The sequence below is a fragment of the Streptomyces sp. NBC_01306 genome, assembly GCF_026340465.1.
In the GTDB taxonomy this organism is placed as follows: Bacteria; Actinomycetota; Actinomycetes; order Streptomycetales; family Streptomycetaceae; genus Streptomyces.
On the sequence record NZ_JAPEPC010000004.1, the window covers coordinates 1 to 22542 of the forward strand.

29 protein-coding genes are annotated in these 22542 nt (G+C 71.5%); 6 read left to right on the forward strand and 23 right to left on the reverse strand.

The window, feature by feature from the left end:
- The first annotated feature begins 371 nt into the window (after window positions 1-371).
- A complete protein-coding gene (locus OG385_RS37015) occupies window positions 372-998 on the forward strand; it encodes a hypothetical protein (protein ID WP_266862518.1) in 627 nt (208 codons plus the stop codon).
- A gap of 36 nt (window positions 999-1034) precedes the next feature.
- A complete protein-coding gene (locus OG385_RS37020) occupies window positions 1035-3902 on the forward strand; it encodes a DEAD/DEAH box helicase (RefSeq protein WP_266862520.1) in 2868 nt (955 codons plus the stop codon).
- Window positions 3903-4135: 233 nt separating this feature from the next.
- Here OG385_RS37020 and OG385_RS37025 read toward each other — a convergent pair whose 3' ends face one another.
- The 5 genes from OG385_RS37025 to OG385_RS37045 form a co-directional block, all read right to left on the reverse strand.
- The gene (locus OG385_RS37025) at window positions 4136-4546 is read right to left on the reverse strand and encodes a DUF6415 family natural product biosynthesis protein (RefSeq protein WP_266862522.1); all 411 of its coding nucleotides are present in this window, start codon (window positions 4544-4546) and stop codon (window positions 4136-4138) included.
- A 44-nt stretch (window positions 4547-4590) separates the two neighbouring features.
- Window positions 4591-4773 carry a hypothetical protein gene (locus tag OG385_RS37030; RefSeq protein WP_266862523.1) on the reverse strand — a complete coding sequence of 61 codons (183 nt, stop codon included), beginning with the start codon at window positions 4771-4773 and terminating at the stop codon, window positions 4591-4593.
- Window positions 4774-4869: 96 nt separating this feature from the next.
- Entirely contained in the window at window positions 4870-5718 is an 849-nt protein-coding gene (locus OG385_RS37035) for a helix-turn-helix transcriptional regulator (RefSeq protein WP_266862525.1), read from the reverse strand.
- Window positions 5719-5734: 16 nt separating this feature from the next.
- Window positions 5735-6268, reverse strand: coding sequence for a DUF6879 family protein (locus OG385_RS37040; RefSeq protein WP_266862527.1), 534 nt, complete (start codon window positions 6266-6268; stop codon window positions 5735-5737).
- Window positions 6237-6503 (reverse strand): hypothetical protein, encoded by a 267-nt coding sequence (locus OG385_RS37045; protein WP_266862529.1) that lies wholly within the window; start codon window positions 6501-6503, stop codon window positions 6237-6239. The genes OG385_RS37040 and OG385_RS37045 overlap by 32 nt, the downstream gene beginning before the upstream one ends.
- 243 nt (window positions 6504-6746) lie before the next feature.
- Here OG385_RS37045 and OG385_RS37050 point away from each other — a divergent pair, with 243 nt between their 5' ends.
- The gene (locus OG385_RS37050; RefSeq protein ID WP_266862531.1) at window positions 6747-7451 is read left to right on the forward strand and encodes a hypothetical protein; all 705 of its coding nucleotides are present in this window, start codon (window positions 6747-6749) and stop codon (window positions 7449-7451) included.
- A 55-nt stretch (window positions 7452-7506) separates the two neighbouring features.
- Here OG385_RS37050 and OG385_RS37055 read toward each other — a convergent pair whose 3' ends face one another.
- Window positions 7507-8565 (reverse strand): replication-relaxation family protein, encoded by a 1059-nt coding sequence (locus OG385_RS37055; protein ID WP_266862533.1) that lies wholly within the window; start codon window positions 8563-8565, stop codon window positions 7507-7509.
- Window positions 8566-8682: 117 nt separating this feature from the next.
- Window positions 8683-9153: a hypothetical protein gene (locus OG385_RS37060; RefSeq protein ID WP_266862535.1), complete on the reverse strand. Its 471-nt coding sequence runs from the start codon at window positions 9151-9153 to the stop codon at window positions 8683-8685.
- Between the two features lie 260 nt (window positions 9154-9413).
- Here OG385_RS37060 and OG385_RS37065 point away from each other — a divergent pair, with 260 nt between their 5' ends.
- Both OG385_RS37065 and OG385_RS37070 read left to right on the forward strand, forming a co-directional pair.
- A complete protein-coding gene (locus OG385_RS37065; RefSeq protein WP_266862537.1) occupies window positions 9414-9908 on the forward strand; it encodes a hypothetical protein in 495 nt (164 codons plus the stop codon).
- Between the two features lie 92 nt (window positions 9909-10000).
- Entirely contained in the window at window positions 10001-10468 is a 468-nt protein-coding gene (locus OG385_RS37070; protein WP_266862539.1) for a hypothetical protein, read from the forward strand.
- A 719-nt stretch (window positions 10469-11187) separates the two neighbouring features.
- Here OG385_RS37070 and OG385_RS37075 read toward each other — a convergent pair.
- Both OG385_RS37075 and mobF read right to left on the reverse strand, forming a co-directional pair.
- Window positions 11188-11541: a hypothetical protein gene (locus OG385_RS37075; protein ID WP_266862541.1), complete on the reverse strand. Its 354-nt coding sequence runs from the start codon at window positions 11539-11541 to the stop codon at window positions 11188-11190.
- Window positions 11538-13316 carry a MobF family relaxase gene (gene mobF / locus OG385_RS37080; protein WP_266862623.1) on the reverse strand — a complete coding sequence of 593 codons (1779 nt, stop codon included), beginning with the start codon at window positions 13314-13316 and terminating at the stop codon, window positions 11538-11540. Before mobF ends, OG385_RS37075 begins: the two co-directional genes overlap by 4 nt.
- Window positions 13317-13949: 633 nt before the next feature.
- On the opposite strand from mobF, the gene OG385_RS37085 reads away from it, so the two are divergent.
- Window positions 13950-14255 carry a hypothetical protein gene (locus OG385_RS37085; protein WP_266862543.1) on the forward strand — a complete coding sequence of 102 codons (306 nt, stop codon included), beginning with the start codon at window positions 13950-13952 and terminating at the stop codon, window positions 14253-14255.
- A gap of 67 nt (window positions 14256-14322) precedes the next feature.
- On the opposite strand, the gene OG385_RS37090 is transcribed toward OG385_RS37085, so the two are convergent.
- The 14 genes from OG385_RS37090 to OG385_RS37155 form a co-directional block, all read right to left on the reverse strand.
- Window positions 14323-15258 (reverse strand): hypothetical protein, encoded by a 936-nt coding sequence (locus tag OG385_RS37090; RefSeq protein ID WP_266862545.1) that lies wholly within the window; start codon window positions 15256-15258, stop codon window positions 14323-14325.
- Entirely contained in the window at window positions 15258-16190 is a 933-nt protein-coding gene (locus OG385_RS37095) for a ParA family protein (protein ID WP_054219719.1), read from the reverse strand. The genes OG385_RS37090 and OG385_RS37095 overlap by 1 nt, the downstream gene beginning before the upstream one ends.
- Window positions 16191-16433: 243 nt before the next feature.
- Complete coding sequence (locus OG385_RS37100; protein WP_266862548.1) at window positions 16434-16964, reverse strand: hypothetical protein; 531 nt, start codon at window positions 16962-16964, stop codon at window positions 16434-16436.
- On the reverse strand, window positions 16961-17650 hold the full coding sequence (locus tag OG385_RS37105) for a hypothetical protein (RefSeq protein WP_266862550.1): 690 nt from the start codon (window positions 17648-17650) through the stop codon (window positions 16961-16963). The genes OG385_RS37100 and OG385_RS37105 overlap by 4 nt, the downstream gene beginning before the upstream one ends.
- Complete coding sequence (locus OG385_RS37110) at window positions 17647-18168, reverse strand: hypothetical protein (protein ID WP_266862552.1); 522 nt, start codon at window positions 18166-18168, stop codon at window positions 17647-17649. Before OG385_RS37110 ends, OG385_RS37105 begins: the two co-directional genes overlap by 4 nt.
- A 101-nt stretch (window positions 18169-18269) precedes the next feature.
- Window positions 18270-18683: an NUDIX hydrolase gene (locus OG385_RS37115; RefSeq protein ID WP_266862554.1), complete on the reverse strand. Its 414-nt coding sequence runs from the start codon at window positions 18681-18683 to the stop codon at window positions 18270-18272.
- Window positions 18684-18705: 22 nt separating this feature from the next.
- On the reverse strand, window positions 18706-18885 hold the full coding sequence (locus OG385_RS37120; RefSeq protein ID WP_266862555.1) for a hypothetical protein: 180 nt from the start codon (window positions 18883-18885) through the stop codon (window positions 18706-18708).
- Window positions 18885-19370, reverse strand: a complete 486-nt coding sequence (locus OG385_RS37125) for a hypothetical protein (RefSeq protein WP_266862557.1) — start codon at window positions 19368-19370, stop codon at window positions 18885-18887. Before OG385_RS37125 ends, OG385_RS37120 begins: the two co-directional genes overlap by 1 nt.
- Entirely contained in the window at window positions 19370-19579 is a 210-nt protein-coding gene (locus OG385_RS37130; RefSeq protein ID WP_266862559.1) for a hypothetical protein, read from the reverse strand. The genes OG385_RS37125 and OG385_RS37130 overlap by 1 nt, the downstream gene beginning before the upstream one ends.
- A 21-nt stretch (window positions 19580-19600) precedes the next feature.
- Window positions 19601-19879, reverse strand: coding sequence for a hypothetical protein (locus tag OG385_RS37135; RefSeq protein ID WP_266862561.1), 279 nt, complete (start codon window positions 19877-19879; stop codon window positions 19601-19603).
- Window positions 19876-20316 carry a hypothetical protein gene (locus tag OG385_RS37140; protein ID WP_266862563.1) on the reverse strand — a complete coding sequence of 147 codons (441 nt, stop codon included), beginning with the start codon at window positions 20314-20316 and terminating at the stop codon, window positions 19876-19878. The genes OG385_RS37135 and OG385_RS37140 overlap by 4 nt, the downstream gene beginning before the upstream one ends.
- The gene (locus tag OG385_RS37145; protein WP_266862565.1) at window positions 20313-20990 is read right to left on the reverse strand and encodes a GGDEF domain-containing protein; all 678 of its coding nucleotides are present in this window, start codon (window positions 20988-20990) and stop codon (window positions 20313-20315) included. Before OG385_RS37145 ends, OG385_RS37140 begins: the two co-directional genes overlap by 4 nt.
- Window positions 20991-21080: 90 nt before the next feature.
- On the reverse strand, window positions 21081-21395 hold the full coding sequence (locus OG385_RS37150; RefSeq protein WP_266862567.1) for a hypothetical protein: 315 nt from the start codon (window positions 21393-21395) through the stop codon (window positions 21081-21083).
- An 87-nt stretch (window positions 21396-21482) separates the two neighbouring features.
- A complete protein-coding gene (locus OG385_RS37155; RefSeq protein WP_266862568.1) occupies window positions 21483-22451 on the reverse strand; it encodes an ATP-binding protein in 969 nt (322 codons plus the stop codon).
- Window positions 22452-22542 lie beyond the last annotated feature (91 nt).

Below are 22542 nucleotides of genomic sequence, written 5' to 3' on the forward strand. Positions count from 1 at the left end.
GCGCGGCCGGGCCGATCGGGTCCGTGGGTGCGGCTTGTGGGGCCTCCAGTAAGGGAGTTGGGGAGCGCGGGGCGCTCCCGGCGGGTCCGCTGCGCTCCCCCGCCTGACGGTCCTTCCGGCTGCGCCTCCAGTCCCTTGGGGCCCGCTGGCGCGGGCCGGGCTGGCTACGAGATGGGGGGTCGCTCGTTCGTGTGGGTTCTAGTGTACCGCGTGCATCGGGTTGATGCAGCATGTACCGTTGGCGGAAAAACGGGACACCCCCCAACCACCCGGGAACCTCCCCGGAATTCCGAGAGGAACGACCGCAGATGACCGGTCACCACGAATCTACCGGACCCGATCCGGCGCTGAGCAGCGATTCTCTGCGCCGGGTGACGCAGTACCAGACTGCGGCCGTGAACGCCCGGCTGCGCGTGTTCGCGCTCCTGGAGGCGCAGGGCGTGCCCGCGAGCGAGGCTGACGACCTGGTGGCCGCGCTGGAGGCCGGGGCGGTCGCCGGGGCGCAGTGCCAGGTGGTGGAGCTGGACGGCATGGCGCCGCGCCCTCGTCGCCCTGAGTTCGAGGACGGCTGGGACAAGGGTGTGACGGCCGTGAGCGAGGCTCTGGTGGGCATCGCGGACCGGGAGTGGTTCCGGCGCGGCGGCCGGTCGGCCGGGGCCGCTGAACTGGCCGTACACATCGCGGACGTGAGGCAGCGTGAGCGCGCCGACCTGGTGCGGCTGGAGAGGTACGTCCGGGAAGCCGTACTGCCGGCCACGTACCCGCACACAACCAGGCACCGCCAGGTCCTGGAGGCGCTGGGCGAGGCCGGCGGTCTGTGCACGGCCCGGACGGTCAACAGCGATGGGGACTACGTCGTCTGCACGCTCGATGCCGGTCACTACGACCCGGACGATAAGCCGCCCTTCAAGGACGGAAAGCCCGGCGGCTGGCACAAGGCGGATGCGTCGATCTGGAACGACATGGGCGCGGCCTGCATTCCGCACGCGGCCCTCTGAAAGACCGCAGAAATTCAACTCCAGGGGAGGCACGGAATGTCAGCGATTCGGCTCAAGGAACACCAGGTAGATCAGCGGTCCGCGTTTAGGAAGTGGGTGGGATTCCCTGCAAGGTCATCTGTGCCCCCGCAGGGTGCCCGGGGAACGATCGTGTCAGCGACCGGTTCGGGTAAGACGATCACGGCCGCCGCGTGCGCGCTGGAGAGCTTCGCGGACGGCCGGATCCTCGTGACCGTGCCGACCCTGGACCTGCTCGCGCAGACCGCCCAGGCGTGGCGCCTGGTGGGCCACCGGGCCCCGATGGTCGCGGTGTGCTCGCTGGAGAACGACGCGGTGCTGAACGAGCTGGGTGTGCGCACCACCACGAACCCGATCCAGCTCGCTCTGTGGGCCGGGCACGGGCCCGTCATCGTGTTCGCCACGTACGCCTCTCTCGTGGACCGTGAGGACATCGACGCTCCCGTGGGCCAGCGGAGGGTTCGCGGGCCGCTGGAGGCCGCTCTGGCGGGCGGGGAGCGCCTCTACGGGCAGCGCATGGACGGCTTCGACCTCGCGATCGTGGATGAGGCCCATGGAACCGCTGGTGATCTTGGTCGTCCGTGGGCGGCGATTCACGACAACGCTCGTATCCCGTCGGACTTCCGGCTCTACCTCACCGCCACCCCGCGCATCCTCGCCGCGGCCCGCCCGCAGAAGGGCGCGGACGGCCAGGAGGCGGAGATCGCGACCATGTCGGACGACCCGGAGGGAACCTACGGCGCGTGGCTCGCAGAGCTCGGTCTGAGCGAGGCCATCGAGCGGGAAATCCTTGCCGGATTCGAGATCGACGTGCTGGAGATTCGCGATCCCTCGCCGGTTCTCGGGGAGTCGGAGGAGGCGCAGCGGGGCCGGCGCCTGGCCCTGTTGCAGACCGCGCTCCTGGAGCACGCGGCGGCGTACAACCTGCGTACGGTCATGACGTTCCACCAGAAGGTTGAAGAGGCCCGCGCGTTCGCTGACAAGCTGCCGGAGACGGCTGCCGCGCTGTACCTGAACGACGCCTCCGACGCCGATCTGGCCGCCGCCGACAAGCTCCCCGCGTCGTCCATCGACGCGGAGTTCTACGAGCTGGAGGCCGGCCGCCACGTACCTCCGGACCGGGTCTGGTCGGCGTGGCTGTGCGGCGACCACCTCGTAGCCGAACGCCGGGAAGCGCTGCGCCAGTTCGCCAACGGCATCGACGCGGCCGGGCGCCGGGTGCACCGGGCGTTCCTCGCCAGCGTTCGCGTTCTCGGGGAGGGCGTGGACATCACCGGCGAGCGGGGAGTCGACTCGATCTGCTTCGCGGACACCCGCGGCTCCCAGGTGGAGATCGTGCAGAACATCGGCCGCGCGCTCAGGTTGAACCGCGACGGCTCCACGAAGGTGGCGCGGATCATCGTTCCGGTGTTCCTGGAGCCCAACGAGGACCCCACCGACATGGTCGCCAGCGCCTCGTTTCGCCCCCTTGTTGCTGTCCTCCAGGGTCTGCGCTCGCATGATGACCGACTCGTTGAGCAGCTCGCTTCCCGTGCGCTCACGAGCGGCAAGCGCAAGGTGCACGTCCAGCGTGACGAAGACGGGCAGATCGTCGGGGCCGGCGGCGCGGGCGACGGCGAGGACCAGGAGGACGACGACACCCAGGCCGCCGCCGAAGCCGCCCTGCTCCACTTCTCCAGCCCGCGCGACGCGGCGACGATCGCGGCGTTCCTGCGGACCCGGGTCTACCGGCCGGAGTCCTTGGTGTGGCTGGAGGGCTACCAGGCCCTGATCCGTTGGCGGGCGGAGAACGAGATCACCGGCGTGCACGCCGTGCCCTACGACGTCGAGGTCGAAGTGGGGGTCACGAAGTCGTTTCCGCTTGGTCGATGGGTGCATCAGCAGCGGAAGGCTCTGCGGGCGGGTGAGCTGGAGGAGCGGCGCAAGACGCTGCTGGACGCCCCGGAGGCCGGGATGGTGTGGGAGCCGGGCGAGGAGGCGTGGGAGAGCAAGCTCGCCGCGCTCCGGTCCTACCGCCGGGCCACCGGGCACCTCGCGCCCCGTCAGGACGCGGTGTGGGGCGAGGGCGAGGCGATGGTGCCCGTCGGCCAGCACCTCGCCAACCTCCGCCGCAAGGGCGGCCTCGGGAAGGACCCGGACCGGGCGGCGAAGCGCGCGCAGCAGCTCACCGAGATCGACCCGGACTGGGACTGCCCGTGGCCGCTTAACTGGCAGCGGCACTACCGGGTGCTCGCCGATCTGGTCGACGCCGACGGCGTGCTGCCCTACATCGCGGGCGGCGTCATGCACGACGGCGATGACATCGGCACCTGGAGGTGGCGTCAGCAGGAGCCGGGTACCTGGGCGCAGCTCCTGCCCGAGCAGCGCGAGCGGCTGACCGCCCTGGGCATCCGCGGCGCCACCCTCCCCCTGACCGCCGCCGCCCCGGCGGAGCTCCCCGCAGCGCCGGCCGACGCGGCCAAGGGCCCGAGGAAGGCCGGGAGCAAGGCGGAGGCGGCCTTCCAGCGGGGCCTGGCGGCTCTGGCGCAGTGGGTGGAGCGGGAAGGCGCGGACCGGCCCGTGCCGCGCGGGCACAGCGAGACGATCGTGGTCGACGGCGAGGCGGAGCCGGTGACCGTGAAGCTGGGCGTGTGGAATTCGAACGTCAAATCGAGGCGGGACAAGCTCAGCGCCGACCAGCTCGCCGCCCTCGCCGCGCTGGGCGTCGACTGGGCAGGAGCGGTCCGGGTCGCCCAGGACGCTCCGGCGCAGCCCGCCGCCGTGCAGGCCGCACCGCCTCAGCGTGACCACCACGATGAGTGCGACAAGACGCTCTACGCGGGCGGTACATGTACCTGCGACCTCATCGAGCAGTACGGGCCGCCCTCCGAGCGCGACGACTACTGACCGCTCCCCCGCTCCGACCGGACCCCGGGCTCGCCAAGGCCCGGGGTCTCGTGCTGTCGGTGGGCCGGCTGTCCGGCGCCGGATGTCTGTGAGGACCTGCAACGCCGGGTGCAACACGCGGGCCGTCCCGGCTCATTTCGGGTGTTCCCGCAGGTCAGATGTGAAACGCAGGGCGTTGCGCGCGGTGGTGTTGCACCGGGTGTTGCAGCCAGAACGGGCGAAGTGACACCGGCTCAGCCCCCGCTCGGTGCGACGCTCTCCGGGGCGGGTGCGGCCTCCAGGCGGTCCAGCCGTTCGTAGAGGGCGCGCACGAGGCGGGCGCGGTTCTGGACGCAGTGCACGGTGCCCTCCAGCGGCGCGGACAGCCGACCTTCCGCCTCGCGCAGGACGACGTCGGCGAGCGCCCGGCGCCCGCTGCTCTTGGGCAGCTGGTCGGCGCGGCGGCGGACGTCGGAGGCGACGGCGCGGGCGTGGCCGGTCAGCTGGAGGCCGATCTGCTCGTAGTCGCGTTCGGCGAGCGTGTCCTCGCCGGTCCACGCGAGCACGGCCTTGACGAGGCTCTCGTACGGTTCGCGGTCGAGCGGGAGCTCCGCCTCGATCAGCCCGTCGGGGTCGTACAGGACCGTGTGGCTGCTGGTATGCATGGCGGGCCTCGCTGCTGGGGCGTCTTCGCGCGGGTGGCCGGCGGTCACCGCTGGGTGTCCTCGCCGCCGTCGGCCCCGTCGTCCTGGTCCTCGTTCTGCTGGGCGAGGAACCGGGCGAAGCCGCGGTCCGCGCGGGCCAGCAGGGCCGGGGAGGGAACGCCGTAGGCGGGCGGCTGAAGGCCGCGGCCCTCCGGGGCCGGGGCGGTGGAGTCGGTGTGTGCACGCATGGGGACCCGCCTCTCCGGCTGGTGGTCCGTCGGTGCCGTCGACGCTACGCAGCTACGGGCGGCGCCCTCAACGAAGTTGCGGAGAATTGCGGAGGTTCACTCCAGGGCGTCGATCGCGGCCCGGATGAGCGTGCGGGCCCCGTCTCCGTACACGGCCATCTCCGCGAGGCCGGTGAACGCCTTGGCGTAGTCGGCGAGCTCGCGCGGCTGCTTCACCTTGATCTCCGCCGTCAGGGTCTCCACCACGACCTGGGTGTCGTCGTGGAGGTAGAACGCCTCCAGCGGCCACACGGTGCGCTGCGCGGTGAACGGGATGATCCCGAGCGAGACCGAGGCGAGCGGCATCACGGCCAGGAGGTGGCGCAGCTGCCCGCGCATGGCGTCGGGGTCGGCGGTGCGGTAGCGCAGGACGGATTCCTCCATGAGGACGACGTAGCGGTGGCCGCCCTCGTAGAGGAACCGGGAGCGGGCGACCCGGGCGGCGACGGCTTCGGCGACGTCGTTCGGCGTGCCCTGGAAGGTCGTGATCTGCCCCATGAGGGCGGTGGCGAACGCCGGGGTCTGGAAGAAGCCCGGCGGGACGTTGGAGACGTAGACCCGGCAGACGCGGGTCTGCTCGTGCAGGGCGTACCAGCCCTCTTGGACGGTACGCATCCCGTTGCGGTGCAGGCGGCGCCACTCCAGGTACATGGAGTCGACGGCGCGGGCGGTGGCGATCAGGTCCTCGGTCTGGTCGTCGGCGCCGCACGCCGCACACCAGGTGCGGATGTCCGCGTCCGAGGGCGGGGCCTCGCCCTTCTGGATCCTGGTCGTCTTCGCCGGATGCCAGCCGCACCGGGCGGAGAGTTCCTTCCCGGTGAGGCCGGCGTCCCTGCGCAGGTGCTGCAGCCGCACGGCGAGCGCCTCGCGGGCTGCTTGTGCGCTGGAGGATGGAGAGGCGGTCATGTGGCTGCTCAGGGGCCTAGACGGTGTACTTCTCGTGCGGGATGCCGCGCTCCCAGACCGTCTCGAACGCCGACGCGCACAGGCTCACCGCGGCCGGGTCCTCGGTGAGTTCACAGCCGGGGTCGACCCAGTCGCCGTCGCCGCTGAAGAAGTGGAACATCACCAGGCGGTCGTCGATCAGCCAGAAGTCGTTGCCCGGCAGGGCGATGTCCGAGGCGTTGCGGCGGGGCAGCCAGCGGACCTGTTCGCCGGCGCCCACGTTCAGCACGGTGGCGGCGTGCTCCCACCGGATGTAGTCGGTGACCGGCTCGGAGACGATCCGGGCGCGCCGCATCACCACTCCCCTGGCCAGGGTCTCCCTGACCAGTCCGAGCCACTCGGGCCACCAGCGGGCCGTGGGGTCCAGGTCGATCTGACCGGTCCGGGCGAACAGCTCGATCTCTTCGGCCTCATCGCCGACGCCGTAGCGGTCGCGCATCTCCAGGTGCACCGCGCTGTGCTGAGCGCCCCTCAGCAGTTCAGCGAAGTCCGGCACGCTGCTCTGCGACATTGCACGCCTCCCTCAGAATCGACGCCATCCGGACGGGGATACGGATCACCGTCTCGTGCGGCGGAATGCCCGCCGCGTGGCCGGGCACCCACTCGGTCCCGCCGACCATCGCCTTCAACAACGCTTCGGCTTCCTCGCCTTGAAGGATCAGGTCGGCGCTCTCTTCTTCCACCCACACCGTCGGCGATCCACCGCCTCCGGTGTTCGGGTCGATCCCGACGAACCGTAACGTCATGGCGCTCTCCCGTGTCGAGTCGGTTGCGCTTAGTTGCGCCGACCGTCCCGCGCCCCGGCCCCCTCGGTCAAGACCAGGGCCGGATCTGTCCCCCGTACGGTCAGCAGCGCGCCGAAAGCGACAGCCGGGTGGGCCGGACGGGTGGCCGACGGGTCCACGGCGTGCCGGGGCCGGCGGGCTGCCGGTTGTGCCGTTCAGCGGACCGATCGGCCCGCGCACGGGGTCACGTCTGCGAGGCACAGCATGGGACGTCACAAGCAGCACAAGCCACGCCGCTCACGGGGCGAGAGCGACCGCCCGGCCACGGAGTGGTTCGGCACCGCGTTCCACTCCACCGAGGGGATGCAGCACCTGGACGTTCGCCAGTCCGGCAACGGCATCCTGATCACCTCCTCCCCTGCCGAGATCGACGGCGTTCCGGCAGCCTGGCCGCTGCGCCTGCGCAACGACGTCGACGGCGGGCTGAACGAGGTGGGCGCGGCCCTCGCGGCCGGGCGCGGCCACGTCTTCGGTGTGACCGAGAGCCCCGGCCACAAGACTGTCCTGGCGTTCATGCCCGACCACCCGGAGGAAGGCGTCGGCACGCTGGCCCGGGTCCGCACCCCTGAGGACCCGGACGGCGACGTCGTCTTCGAGCGGAGCGCGGAACGGCCGATGGGCCTGTGGGCGGAAGCAGGGGAGAGCCTCCTGCGGATCGTGCCGGTGCTCGGTCCGGACGCACCGCCGGCGGACGACCTCGAGGACTGCCGCCTGTGCCCCGGCTGCTACCGGCCCGTCTACGAGAGCTCTTCCTCGCACACCCTGATCGGCGCCGGTCCGATGCCGGTGATCGGGCTGTGCAGGCTGTGCGCCGAAGGCACCACGCTGCGCTCGCTGCGCCAGGCCGACGTGCCCGTCGACCCGCAGCAGCGCGTCGTCCTGGAGACCGTGGCCGCCGCCATGGCGTAGCCGGGCCGCCCCCGGGCAAGCCCTCCCGCACCGAAGGGCTTGCCCGGCTCGGACGTCAGCGGCCGGCGGGCTCGGGGTAGCGCTCGCGGCGAACGTACGGGTCGTCGACGCCGATCTCGTACCAGGGATCGCCCCGCTGGAGCCTGGGCAGGGTGTTCGCCCACACCGCCACGGCGATGCCCTCCACGTCGGCGGCGAGCGCCTGGAGGCGGTTGTCGAGGAGGTGCTCCGCCTTTCCTGCCAAGACGACATGCAGCCGCGGGAAGGTCTTCGAGCGGGTGTAGCGGTGGCGCTGCCAGAACGGGAACGTGCCGCCGATCGTGCCGCGGGCGCCTTCCCAGACGCGGTGCCCGGCGTAGCGCTCGTAGTCCCAAACCTCACGTGCGAGCCGGGCCTGGGGCATGGTGCCGTTGTCGAGTTCGAAGAGGCGCACCTCGCTGGTCTTGGTCGGCCACGCGAGGACGGCGTCGGTGTTGAAGCTGAGGCCGGTCTCCTTGATGGCGTGGTTGACCTCCACCTGCCAGCCGGTCAGATGGTCCCGGCCGCCGAAGGCGAGGATCGTGTCCGTCACCGCGACCCCGTGCGGACCGAACCCGGCCTTCACCGCCTTCGCTCCGGTGCCGGCCTTCGGTCGGAGAGGCAGCTCGTTGCCGTCAGCCAGAGCCTTCTGCCCCGCCACCGTCAGGTTCCAGATCGGATGCTTGCCCGCCTTGCCGTTCGTCTCCGCCAGGCCGAGCTCCGCCAGCTTCTTCATCGCCCTGCGCACGTACGACCGACCATCCGCATCCTCCGCCGTGATCACCGAAGCCATCTGCCGAACCGTCGCTATCCGCACACACCCCAGCATCCGCAGCGCATCGGCCCGTACCTTCCCGGCCGTGGGAGTGGACTTCTTCCCCTTCGCCGACGTCTCAGGGAAAGGGAGAGAGGTGTCGGCGTGCTGGAGGGCACCCTGACGGGCGGTGTGAGCTGCGGTGATGGGCACGACGTTGGAATCGTTCGCGGCACCGTTCACGGCACTGGATTCCGGGTCGCCCGGAAGGTGCTCAGCACCCCTTGTCCAGGTCGGAAGCGGCTCCGGGTCGGGCTGCCGGGCGCTGCTGTTGTACGTCATGACGTGGCTCCTCACGCAGGTGGCGCGGGGGGCCGAATGGAATCCCCCCTCACTTGCTAGAGGTGTCGAGAAAGCCAACGGTGTGACGAATCACTGATCACCGTTACCGAGCCGTGATCATCCGGCGGGCGCCGCGCAGAGCTCGGAGACGATCGCGAACGACGTCGTCACCATCGGCACCGACATGGCCGGCGGCATCACCGCGTGCGTGGTCTGGCCGTGCACCAGACGGTTGCGGATCTTACGGCCGTCATCAAGGTACTCCGCCTGCCGGGCGGTCAGGATGCCCGCGTCGGCACCCTGCTTGATGAGCTGGTGCAGCGGCTTCTTGCCCGCGTCCGGGATCCGGTCGCGCAGCACGATCTCCACCGCGATCAGGGAGTGCATGACCGCCACGGTGGAGAACTCGTAGCAGTAGTACGACTGGCGCAGCAGCTCGCGGGCCGTACGAAGGACCGTCGCCGCAGCCTCGGGCACACCGTCGGGCACGACCAGGTCCTCAACGAGGTCGTGCATGTCGGCGTAGCCGGTGACGAAGTAGTGGGCCCGGTCGTCCGGGACCGGGAACGGCAGCCGCTGCGTGGTCATCCCCGCAGTCTCCCAGTGGCATGTCCCAGGCGGCAGCGCCTTTTCCCAGGTCGTCGCGCAGCGTGCCGGGACGGAGATTTCTCCCCCATCGAAATGGGCGGTATGTCGCACGTAGCCAACGTGGTCAAGGGAAAACGCGGCGCGGTGGCTACGAGGCAGTGCTCACCGTCGGTGCCCGGACTCTGTCCACAGGGCCGCAATTAGAGGCTCCTCTTGAGGCCGCCGCGATCAGCGTGGCGGGCCATCGATGAGGAGTTGTCATGCAGCAGAGCCCCGCCGATGCATTGTTCGAGCCGCTGACCGAGGAAGCAGTGGCGAGTGCCTTCAGGTATCTCCGGGCGATCCAGGCCGGTGACGCCCGGATAGCCGGCGAGCTCATCTTCGCCGAACCGCACATGTCAGCCCTCCTCACCGGCATCGCCGAAGGGATCGTCGAGGCGGGCACCTCTCTGCCCGGCCCGGACGACGACGCACCGACATGGGACTCCTTCGCCCTGGAGGCTCTCGGCAAGGTCTTCCTGTACGGCCTGTGCAACTGGCAGCAGGCCGGACCGGACGCCGCCCCGGGCATCGCCCAGACGATCCTCGTCTTCATCGCGGAGGTCCTCGTCGAACGCGAAAGCCGCGACAACATCGCCCACGCCCTGAACACCTACGAGTCGTGCGCGAGGGGCCGCCTGCTCCTGGACGCGCGGGCCGGCATCGTCCGCGGCCTGCCCGGTGGACACCACCGCCCCGTGACGCGCGCCAGGTGAGCCCCGCGCTCACCGCCCCGCGCCTCCCCCGCCAGCAATCACATCCTGCGGCCCTCCGATCAGCGAGACGGCCCGTACATGAGGAGCCACCTATGCCCGACACCACCACCATGCCGCTCGCCCCGATGACCCCGCACGCGGCCATCAGCGCCTTCAACTACCTCCGGGCCGTCCAGGCCGACGACGTCGACGCGGCCCGCGAGTTCGCCGGCGCCGAACCGCGGATGCCCGAGCTGCTCGTCGACGTCGTCACCCGGATCGTCGTCCCGGTCACCGCGCTGCCCGGTCCGCAGGCGGGCGAGCCGTGCGCGGACACGTTCGCCCTGGAGGCCCTCGGGCGCGTCTTCGTGACCTCGCTGCGGGTCTGGGCGCAGGCCGGGCCGGACGCGGCGGAGGGCATCGCCCGCGCGGTCATCGACTTCGCCGCGCAGTTCCTCACCGAGGACCACGAGGACGTCGCCGATGTCCTGCGCCAGCTGGAGGCCGTCGGCGTGGGCCAGGCCCTCGATGCGCACCCCGCACCGGCCGGTGCGCACCCGGTGCGCCTCACCGCCGTGTAGTGCGCACCGGGCCCGCCGGTGGTGCGCATCCGGTGCGCGCGCCACCGGGGGGAGGCGCGCGCGATGCGCACCGTGGACCGCGCCGCGCGCATCCGGTGCGCGCACCTCCCCGGAGGTGCGGTGCTCCGTGCGCACCGTGCATCGCGCCGCGCGCATCCGGTGCACCGCACCTCCCGGACGGTGCGGTGCACCCCGCGCGCCGCGCGGATCGAGTGCGCGCATCCGTCACGGTTCACCGTCCGCAGGCGGGAGCGGGCTCCTATATCACACAGCCCCTTGACTTTTGTCTGATCGAAAGCCGAGACCGGCTCTGACAAGGGGAAACGCTCCGCTATCCAACGTGGTCAAGGGGAAACGTGCGCCCGCCCCGACCTGGACAAGGGGTCACCGACCTCCCGCCTGGAGGTGGACAAGGGGTCGGGCCCGCCGATGCGTACGACCCGGGCGGTGCGCACCGGGTGGAGTCCGGAGCATCGGGTGCCGGACATCGTGGTGCGCGCGAGAGTGCCGGGCATCGTCGCGAGGCGCACCGGGTGCGGTGGCGGACATCGTGGTGCGCACCAGAGTGGCGTCCATCGTCATCCGGTGCGCACCACGGTGGAGTCCACTGGGCGGGCTCCACTGAGTGGACGCCACTGAGTGGGCTCCACCCGGTGGCGTGCATCGCCACCGGGTGCAGGACATCGTGAGTTCCACTCGGTGGACGATGCCGGGCATCGTCACCGCAGCCAGGCGTTGGAGTGCCGTACCCGGGACAGGGCGCGGGCATCGCGGCGCGCGGCCGCGTTGCCGATCCGGCTCTGCCGGGAGCGGGGCCGGCGCGACTCCCCGGCGGCGAGGCGGCGCTTGGCGGCGTCCTGGAGCCGCTCCCGCTGATCTTCCAGCTGCTTCTTCTTGGCTGCCTTCGACTTCGGTGTCCGGGGCCGCTTCCAGATCGGTTGCCAGCCCGCGGGCTTCTCGGGCTCGGGCTCCTGGTCCTCATGGAGCGCGGCGGCTATCTCCTCACTGGCTGCGCGGGCTCGGGCGAGGACGTCCTTCGGCTCCGGGATCTCGGGGGTCTCCGGTGTGGTCATGCGAGTCCTCCTGTGGGTGTCCGGCCAGGCGTCGGCTGCACGCCGGGCGGCGGGGTGTGTGACGGTGCCGGCGGGGTGGGCCGCTGCCGGGCGGCGCGGGCGGCGGAGCGGGCGGCGGCGCGCTCCCGGACTGTGTCCTGGAGCTTGGCGGCCATCTGGGCGACGGCCTCGATCGTGGCGCGGGTCTGCTCCAGCGCGGCAGCCTCGGTTCCTTGCTGCTGCTCCTGGGCGCGGTTGGCCTCCCGGTCCGGGCGCAACGGAAGCAGGCCGGACCTCGAGGTGCCGGGCACGGCGACGGTGTGCGGGCGGGCTCGGGAGCCCAGGCGCTCCGCACGGCGCGCCGCGTGCATCCGGGCCTTCAACGCGTCGGCGGCGAGGCGGGCCCGCGCGTAGAGAGGAAGCGTCCGGTTGCGGGTCAGCGGGCGCAGCACGGCCTGGTCGCTGGTGTCGCGCGGGTACAGGGCGTGCAGGTCGGCGGTCATCATCAGGCCCCGGGCGACGGGGCGGGTGTAGTCGTCGACCACGGTCTGCACGATCGTCTCGTCCAGGCCCGGCTGGTGGGGTCGGCCGCGCAGGACGTAGGAGAGGTAGCGGCGCGCTTCGGCGAGCAGGTGGTGGCGTTTGAACGCCCCGCGCATCACGTACACCACGGCGACGACGTCGACGGCCGCCAGGGCGACGTCGATGACCGGCCGCACCCGCGCCCACACCGCGGCGGCCGCCGCTCGCGCCCGCTGCGCCAGCCGGTTGATGACGTCGGCGCCGAAGGCGTCGATGGCCGACTCCCGCCACCGCTGGCGCAGTTCGGACAGCGGCCGTGGCTCCTTGCGCTTGGGCGGGCGTGTCCGGTCGGCGGCCCGGCAGGCCAGCCCGTAGGCGGCTTTCTCCCCCGGCTCGTGCCCGTGCTCTTCCACGTACTCGGCTGTGAGGACGAACATCGCTTCCTCGATCTGCTGACGGCGCGTGGACTGCCAGCCGATGAGCCGCTGGTCGATGCCCGCGATCTCCATGACGGGACGGCGGCCGGGTGTCACCTCGCGCGGCTCCCAGGCCCACCCGAGCCGGGCGGACACCTCTTCCATGAAGAACAGGAGGTACAGGGTGTCGGCGGCGACGATATGCGACAGCAGCGTGTCCGCCGACAGGTTGCCCCACGTGCCCTTGGCGTCCGGCCGGCGGGCGCGGATCGACACCACCGCATGATCGTGCAGCAGCGGCTTCGATTCCTCAGCTCTGGACTCGTAGTGCCGGAACACTGCGACGATCAGCCCGTCGCGGACCGGTGTGCGGTGCTTGCCGCCGCTCCCCGACCGGATCTGCGCGACCGACTCCCCCAGCCACTCCAGCGTCTTGTCCACGGCGATGTCCTGGCACAGCTCCAGCACCCGCCGTTCTTCGTCACCCATCAGCGCCCACGCGATGTGCGCCGTCGGCGGCGGCCGGAACACCAGGTCCATGCCCAGCCAGGGGACGCGTTCCTTGGCCTTCTCCGTCTTCGGCGACCGGTTGTGCTCGATGGGCCTGCCCAGCACGCCCGCCCGCCGGGCCTTCGCCGGATCGTCGCCCGCCTCCAGGCGCTCGCGCTCGATCCGGTCGGCGTCCGGGTGCCGGCCTTCCCCCAGGAGCAGTTCGGCCTGCCGCTCGCTCACCACGTCCCCGGCCGTGAGGCCGACCGCCTCCAGGCCCCGGCCCCGCCAGATCCCGGGCGGGACGCCGGCCTCGTCCTGGGCGTCGCGCAGCGCCGTGCCTGCGGGGCGGTGGCCGTCACCGACCATCACGCCGCGGAAGAGGTAGCGCACTCCGTCACCCGGACGGAGCGCCGATTTGCTGATCACCGGGCCATGGAACACCGGTCATGACCTGCATAAAAGCGCGATCCGGGGTCCTTCCCGCCGGGCGGGAGGCCATCACCAAGTCTTTACCGGAGCGCCCGCCAGGCGGGCTGTCCCGGCAGCCCGAGACGGTAAGCCGCCGACGTGTGCACAGTGCGCCGCATGAAAACGAATCTTCTCCACGAAGACCTCTGCCCGCTGTGCCGTCGCCCGCTCACGCGTCGCCCAAGGGTCGTCGTCCGCTCGGCTGGCGTGCCGTACCCCACACGGACCGACTACCTGCCCCACTGCACCCGCTGCACCAACGACCCGGTCATCGAGCAGAAGTGGAACGACCTGATGAACGACCGCGACGGGAGCTGACGGCGGCCGTGCGAATGCTGCGCACCGACAGCACCCCCCACTACGACATCCGCCTCCAGCCGACTCTCACGCCATCCAACGCGCACCAGCGCACCACTCCCCGGACCGTCAACTGCCGCTGAGCACACCAAGTCACCGACGCCCTTCAACACGAACAGCCACCACCGCCCCCGGCCGACCGGCCGGGGGCTTCGTGCGTCCTGGAGGTTCACCGTGCCCACGTACGAGACCCTGCCGCGCTTCGCCGCCGACCTGGACCGCCTCACCCCGGAACAACGCCGCAAGTTCCGCCAGACCGTGGCGGCCTTCGTCGAGGACCTGCGCGCCGGAGGACGCTTCCGCGCCGGCCTCCGCATCAAGCGCGTTCAACGGGCGACCGGGATCTACGAACTCACCTGGTCCATGGGCACCGGCCCCGCAGGGCGCGCCACGTGGCAATACGGACCAGCACGCCGCCCCGACACCCCGCACGTGATCTGGCGTCGCATCGGCACCCACGACATCCTCACCGGGCCCTGACGGCTTCGGGAACGCGGAAGGCCGGCCCCGGTGGTCTGGGGCCGGCCTTCGTCATCGACCTCGGAGGTCACTCCGCCTTCGGGAGCCTGATCGCCACGGCCCTGTCGATCTGCTGGAGCAGCGAGCCGATCTCCTGGATGAGCGGGACGGCGATGTCCGGCTGTGCTTCGACGGCCCGGCGTGCTGCCGACTTGTTCACCTTCTTCGCCGCCTCCTGGAGGGAGACGAGGGTGTTCTGCAGTCGCTCGATGTCCTTCGTCGCAAGGGGGTCCGCCTTGCTATTGCTGGGCTTCTGGCTCGACTCCCCATTTGGGGAGTCGTCGCCGAGCGAGCTGATGTCGGGGACACCGTCGTTCTTCTCGTCGGCGTCGGGCTTCTTCTCCGGCGCCTCCAGGAGCTCGCGGACGCGACGGCCAACGTCGGCGGGCTTGGCGTCCTTCGGGAGGAAGCCGAGGTCGCCCACCACCTTCTCCACGAGCTCCCCTGTGACGCGGGGGCTGCATCGGGCGATGGTGTCGTAGACCGTGATCGCGACCTTGTCGTTCGTCTGGCGGCGCAGCTCGGTCATCGCGCGGACGTGGGACTCCGGCGGCTTGTGCCCGAGGTTGGCGAGAGCTTCGCCGACGCGCCATTCGTCGATGAGCCGGTAGAGCTGGGATTCGGAGACCTCCCAGGTGTCCCAGACCCATGCCGCGTAGTTGGGGTTCTCCTCGCGGTGCAGCTTGGCCACGCTCATGGTCTCGAACGACTTGCCCGCGATCCAGAAGGCGTTGCGGAGGTTGTCGACCCCGGCCTTGCAGGCTTCGAGGTCCGCGCGCTCCTGGTCGGACAGCTCGTCTTCGCTGTGAGGCTGGTACGGCGCGGGGATCAAGGCGAGGGATGTGCCGGGCAGTGGCTTGACCACCACGCTCGCCGCACCGGCCGCTGCCGCCAGACCTCCGCCGAAGAGGCCGCCTGCGCCCTGGCCTTGCTGGGCTTCTTCGTCGACGTCGAACAGGCCCATCAGGCCCTCCTCCTGGTGTGGTCGAAGATTTCCTGGTTCAGCTCCCGCATCTCCTTGGCCAGCGGGACGATCGTGTCCGGGACGACGTCGGCCGACGTCGCGCGGCCGGCCTTCACGTCGTAGGTGGTCGCGGTCGTCGGGAGCAGGTCGGCGTACTCGCCGAACAGCAGGCCCTTCTTGCGGGCGTTGCGGGCGGGCACCTCTCGGTAGCCCACGATCGTCTCCAGGATCGGCGTGCCCTCGCCCAGAGCCGTGCGGATGTCTTCGTAGACGGCCGCGTGCATCAGCGTCGCCGCGCGGTTCGAGCCGTAGAGGAAGGCGCCGGCCATCTGGAGGTGAGGGTTCACCTGGGTCTTCACAAGCTTGAAGTTCTTGCTGATGCGCTCCATGCCGCGGACCGAGGAATCGTCGGAGCGGGTGGGCACGATGAGGTACTTCGCGGCGGCGAGCACCAGCTGCTCCAGGGAGTCCTTCTCCGGGGCGCTGTCGAAGATGATGCGGTCGTAGAGAGCCGCGATCGGGGCCAGGGCCTGCGCGAGCGACATGACGACGCCTGCGCCTTCCTGGAGCGTGCGCAGCATCAGGAGTCCGTCGATCTCGCCGACCTTGGGCCCGCCAGGCATCACGTCCAGGTTCGGGCGTACTTCCCGGATCGGCCGGAGCGGGGTGCGATCGTGTATGGCGCTGTAGAGACCCTCACCGTCTATGACGGACGGGCCCTCCGGGTGGATTCCGCGGTTGAACCGCTTGATGCCGAGGTCGTCGTCATCCTGCCCGGTCACGCAGATGAGGAGGGTCCGCTCCCCGGCAGCCGCGGATTCGCCGGCGAGGTGCGCGGCCACCGTGCTCTTGCCGACGCCGCCCTTCCCTGTGCCGACGACGGTACTTCCCTCGGGGGGTTCGATCGGCTGCGCTGCGCTTGGGTTCAGCACGGGGGGTGCCCTTCCTTGTTACTCATGCGTGGGCCGCACCGTGCGCGGCAGGGGCATCTTGGCACACCCAGAACCCTTGCCAGGACTGGCTTGCGAGCATCGCTCCCCATTTGGGGAGTCCATTTCCGGGCTCATGATCCATCGAGTGCCGGACGGCGCGGAGTTGACGGCTCTGACTCCAGAAACGAAAAAAGCCCTGCCTCCGGCACGGGGCCGGAGGCAGGGCTTCGGGTGGAGCAGAGGTCAGGTCGCCCAGGTCGCGGGCGCACCGTCTTCGTCGGGGTTGGGGAGGCCGGCGGCGGTCGCCGGGGCGGCGGGGTGTCGCAGGGCGGTGATCGGGATGGCGCCGGGCTCGGTGCTGGGTGCCCAGACCATGCGCCAGGTGTCGTCCCACTCGCATCCGCAGCCGTGTTCGGGGTGCGGGTGCCGTAAGAAGGCGCCGTGGGTGTGGACGGCGCGCGGGATGCGGGGGATGAGGACCGCCGGGTCGTCGCCAGGGTAGAGGTGCAGGTTCCGCCAGCCGTGGGTCCGGGACATGTACGCGGCGGCGGCCTCGATGGCGTCGGCCCACCGCTGGTGCCCGAGGACCAGGAAGCCGACCGGGTAAAGGTCATCGTCGGCTCCGTCGATCCCGGCGACGAACAGGCCCTGGTGGGCGATGAACCCGTGGTCGGCCGCGCCGTCGGCGCAGGGCGTCCAGAGCTGTTCGGCGGGGTGCGTGGTGCCGTCGTCGCTCTCGCTGGTCTCGATCTCGTACAGGGCCGGGGTGGTCATGCGCTCACCCCCGCGACGGCGGCGTCCAGGAGCGCGACGGCGTCGGCCTCGTACGGGTCGACGAACAGCTGATGGTCGCTGACGTCGAACGGCGCGTACCGCGCGGAGACGCGGAAGCCGGGCACCGCGGTGGTCTCCCGGCCCTCCAGCGTGGCGGTGAGCCGGTCGTAGTCCTGCTGAGCGTGCCGGGTCTGGGTGTACGGCCCGAGGCGCAGCAGGGTGTAGCCGTCGAGGCTGTCGTCGCGCTTGCGGGCCTCGATGTAGAGGGCGTAGTGCGCGAGCTCCATCCCGACGTCATCGGGCAGGGCGAGGTTCGCGGCGGCGTGGGTGAGCATCGCGTAGCCGGGCTGCCAGACACCGAGGATCGCGCTGGTGTCGCAGCGGAGCCAGCCGCGTTCGGTGTAGCCGAGCCGGCGGCCGTGGAGGTAGCCCGCGGCGTGCGGGGTGTCGGGGTGGACCAGGGCCACGGCGATCATCTCGGGGCCGTGGTCGTCGCCGGGCCGGGTGTGCGCGCGCTCCACGAACGGGCCGACCCGCACGGCGATGTCCTGGGAGCCGCCGGGCGTCCAGGGCTGCGGGTTGCGTACGGCGGTGAGCATCGCGCGGAACTGGTCGACGACGGCCTGGTCCTCGGGGGAGAGGGCGCCGGGGGCGGTCCCGCAGCGGCGGAAGGTGGGGCGCTTCATCGGGTGGGCTCCTGTTCGGGGGTGCGGTTGGCCGTCGACGGGGCGGGGCTCAGGTAGCGGGCGGCGGTGTTCACGAACTGGTCGTGCGCGACCTTCGCGGCCTCGCGGGCGGCGGTGAGGTCTTCGGTGGTGGCGTACGCGTCCCGGATCGCGTAGGTGAGCGTGATCATGCGGTCGGCGGCGGCGCGCACGGCCTGGTCCTCGAAGAGGACGCGCAGGGCGACCAGCGGGCGGGTGACCGCGCTGCGGGTCATGTGGCTCTCGCCGCGCAGGGTCTCGATCCGCTCGGAGCTGGCGCCCGTGAGGACGGCGTCGCCGCGCCTCCACATCGCCGTGCGGTGGTCGCTGGCGGCGCAGGCCAGCGCGGTGACGGCTTCCAGCCGGTCGCGGCGGATCGCCTCGCCGTGGCTGACGCGCACCGACCGTTCGGCGGCGCGCTCCGCGAAGCGACCGCTGACGATCGCGCCCAGCAGGGTGGCGACGATGGTGAGTGCGGCGGTGATGAGGGTGGCTAACACGCGGGGCCTCTCGGTGTGCTGATGGGTGGTGAGAACGGGGAAGCGCCGCACCCCGGCCTTCCGGTCGGGGTGCGGCGCTTCGGGGCTCGCTGCGGTGTGGCTCAGGAGGTCGTGGCCGCGCGGAGGATGTCGGCGTGGTCGAACGCAAGTCGTTCCGGCAGGGCGTCCAGGGGCCACCAGCGGGCGGTGCGGGCGTCGTCCCCGGCGGCGATGGGAGTGCCGGCGGGGACGACGGCGAGGTAGGCGTCGGTGCTGTACCTGCCGCGCGGGTCGCGGCCCGGCTGGTCCCAGGTGCCGATCGTGCGCAGCTGGTCGGGGTCGACGCGGACTCCGGTCTCCTCCAGGAGTTCCCGGGCGGCCGCCATGCGGCTGGTCTCTCCTTCGTCCTGGTGGCCACCCGGCAAAGCCCAGGCGCCCTCGAACGGCGGCCAGTCGCGCTCGATCAGCAGGACGTTGCCGTCGGGAGTCAGGGCGACCACGTCGGCGGTGTAGCGGGTGGTCTCGGTCTCGGTCATGTGCACCTCTCGGTGAAGTGGATCAGTGGGTGGTGGTGTCGGTGACCACGAGGAACTGGTCGGTGCGGAGGTCCATCACGACCTCCGCCTGCGTGCCCTGAGCGCGCTGGGCAGCGGCGTACGCTTCGGCCGGCCAGGAGCCGCGGGGGCCTCCAGCGGGGAAGCGCTCCAGGACGGTGCGGGAGGGCGCGACGGTGGCCATCAGGCGTCACCGCCGTTCACGCGCTCGTCGATGTCGATGAGGGTGGCGATGGCGTCGGGGTTGTCGGCCAGGCCGACCCACCGGCCGCTCGCGGTGAAGACGGGGACCTGGTCGTGGTCTCCGTCGAAGATGACGACGTAGTCGGCGTACCTGTCGATGACCATGTCGCTCAGGACCGGGATGAGCGCGGTGTCCAGGACCTCCAGGCCGTCGACGGTGAGGTGGGCGTCCTCGCCGGGCACCTGCGGCTGGACCAGGGTGCCGGTGACGCGCAGCAGGTCGCCGGGCTGTATCCCGGTGAGCAGCGCGTGGGTGATCCGGGGGTCGCCGCTGGTGCAGGAGACGACCGTGTCGGGCGCGTCGTCGGCGAGGGTGTCGATGTCGGCGGGCCGGACGATCAGGTCGAAGGTGGCGGTGTCCGAGCGGCGGCCGGGGGTGGGGATGGCGTCGACCCAGCCGTCGACGGCGCAGTGCTTGGTGTCCATCAGTTGGCCTCCGCCAGGGTCTTGGTGGAGCGGGAGCGGGAGCGGGAGCGGGGGGTGCGCTGCGCGAGCACCAGGAGCTCGCAGTTGCGCTTCTGCTCAGCGGGCGTGAGCGGCCGGGCCTTCGCGGTGCCGTGGCGGTGCCAGAGCGGAGAGGCCGGCGGTTCGGGGTAGGCGAGCGTGTGGTCGACGTCGCGGTCGGTGCTGCTCATGGGGACCTCCGGGGGGAGGGGTCAGGCGTGGGTGGCGCGCTTGGTGCTCTTGGACTGGGTGTCGGAGGCGAACCTGCCGAGGCGGGCCTCAACGGGGTTCGCGGCGATCCAGTCCTCAGCGCACGCCTTGTGGACGGGCTCCCCGGCGTGGGAGCGCATCGGCGTGGGCTTGTCGCACAGCACGCAGGGGCGGTCCTGCCAGCGGTCGTAGTGCTGGCTGTCGCGCCATTCGAGGAGCGCGCCGGGAGCCGGGACCAGGCCCGGCTCGAACGGCTTCTTCTTGTCTCCGGTGCGGGTCACGGCCGGAAGTCGGGCAGCTGCTGGAACACGCGCTCCAGCAGGTCCGGGGTCGGCTTCCACGGCACGACCTGCCCGCGCGCGGGGACGGGCAGGGGCAATTCCTGGACGTCGGCGAGCACCAGGTGCCAGGAGTCCGGGTGCGCCCACTGCGAGCAGAGTGGCGCTCCCTCGAGGTCCTGGTGGCAGTCGGTGATCCGGGCGACGCCGACGACCGCTCCGGTGACCAGCTGGCGGTCGCGGATCGTGCGGCCGATCAGCGGGACGCGCAGGGCGGGCCGGTCGACGGTCTGGCTCGTGTGCAGCAGCACCCAGCCGGTCCGCCACCGGGCGGGCCGGTTCTCCACCGTCTTGGCTCCGGCGAGGATGCAGGCCGCGTACGGCTGCCGGATGCTGATGCCGCGGATCCAGTCGCCCTCGGGCAGGGTCGCGATGCTCATGCGGCCCGCCCCCACACGCTGGTGCCCGGACGCCCGGCCCGGCGGCCGTTGATGGACGGCACGGTGACGTGCTGCGCCGTTGCGAAGGCCGCGCGGCCGGAGTGCTTGCCGTCGTAGAGGGCGGCATCGGCGGCCCTCTGGAGCACGGTCAGGTCGCGGGAGCCGACCGAGGCCGGGGCCGCGGCGCCGACCGAGGCGGCGACGTCGACGGTGCGGCCGTCGTCCAGGGTGACCGGGGTGTGCAGCATCCGGACCAACTGTGCGAGGCGCTGTTCGCGGCGGTCGGAGGGCAGCTCCAGGACCACGGCGAACTCATCGCCCCCGAGCCTGCCGACGGACGCGTGCGGGCCCGCCCAGGCGGTGAGCCGGGCTCCGATCGCGGCGAGGACCGTGTCCCCGGCCGCGTGGCCCATGCCGTCATTGATCTGCTTGAAGTGGTCGGCGTCGACCATGACCACGGTCACCTTGTCGCCGTGGCGGGCCAGGAGCCGGCGGGCGCGGGCGGTGTAGGCGTCGCGGCGCAGCAGGCCGGTCAGCGGGTCCTTCCGAGTGGCCGCGAGTTTGCGGTGCAGCGCCAGGGCGTGCACGGTCCAGCCGGTGAGCGGCAGGGCGGCGGTGGTGATCAGGAGGGTGCGCGGGCCGATCCGGCCCTGTACGCGCAGAACGGAGTCCATACTGAGGATCTCCCTCTCGTCTCGTACGGGTTGGGTGGGCCCGGGGCAGCCGTCGAAGCCGCCAAGCAGAGCGGCTGTCCCGGGGCAGAGCTACATCTCGAAGGGCTTGGAGTTGAGCCAGCTGTACGGGCTCCTCCAGGGGCCGGCCGTCGCGGCGGGCCAGTCGAGCTCCCAGCCGGGCCGGTATCCGCAGGCGCACCAGCCGCCCGGACCTCCGTGGGGAATCTCGCGTCCGGCTTCGGCGGCGGCGCGCGCCGCGTCGTAGACCTCGTGCGCGGCCTTCACGGCGGCGCTGCGGCTGTCCGCCCAGCCAGTGAAGACGTGCACGCCTTCCAGGCCGGGTGTCTCGGTGCTCCGTATAGGGACGTCGACCTCGTAGTACGGGGGCTGGGTCATGACGTCCATCTCCTCTCGTGATCGCGGCGGTTGAGGGACCACTGCGACCGCCCCGGTCCCGGCGGTGAGCCGGGGCCGGGGCAGCACGGAGGTCCGTCAGCCTCGGATCGCTTCGAGGGCCTGCTCTTCGAGGTCGGCGCGCCCGTCGGGGTCGTCGTCCTGGTCGTCCTGGTCGTCGTCGTTGTTCGGGCCGTGGACGGTGCAGACGATGTCCTCGTCGTCGTCCAGGTCGCCGTTCAGCGCGCGAAACAGGCAGGTGACGCTGTAGGCGGGCACCCAGGCGTAGCCGGTGCATTCGTCGTCGTCCGGGCACGGCACCATCACGTCGAACCCGACGTCGCCCTCGCCGTCCACGTCGGTGCGCAGGGCGAGGGTGAGGTACATCTGACCGAGGCGGATTTCCGCGACGCGGTCGCCGCCGGCGACGTTCGAGCCGGGCTTCCACCGCCACAGCGGCAGGATCTCCTCGCCGAAGGTCCGGCGTACGAGGTTCAGTTCGCCCAGGCCGTCGCTGCCGTCCAGTCCGAGGTCGGCTTGCCGCGTCCCGCTCAGGCGCTCCAGGAACGGCAGCAGCCGGTAGAGGCTGTCGGAGAAGACGACCTCGGGGAAGCCCTCCGCCTTGAGGGTCCGATGGGAGTCGACCATGTCCTGGCGCTGCTTGACGACTACGTCCTCCGGCACCGTGCGGTTGGCCGGCCTCGGGCCCTGCCGCTCGATGCAGACGCTGCCGGGCGTGGTGACCATGACCGCGATGGGGAGCATGTCGTGCCGCTTGGCGGCGGCGACCAGCGGCTCCCTGGCTGCTGCCGTGACGTTGGTCGCGTCGACGACGGTGAACAGCCGGCGGCGCATCCTCGCCTCCAGGAACAGGTGCAGGGCGGCGACCGCGTCGCCGGTCGCGTCCTGGTCGCCCGCGTCGTCGCTGACGACCTCGCGCAGCTCGTCCAGGGACAGGACCTGAGAGGCGGGCCAGGTGCGCGCGATCGTGGACTTCCCAGCGCCGGACGGGCCGATGAGGACCACGAGGCTGTGCTCGGGCATCTCCGGGTAGATCAGCTCGGTCATGCGAGATCTCCTTGCGGGTGAGGGTGCCGGGCAGCCCGGATGAGGCGCTGCCCGGCGTGGGAGGTGAGCTGTACGGCGGCTTCGCGCAGCG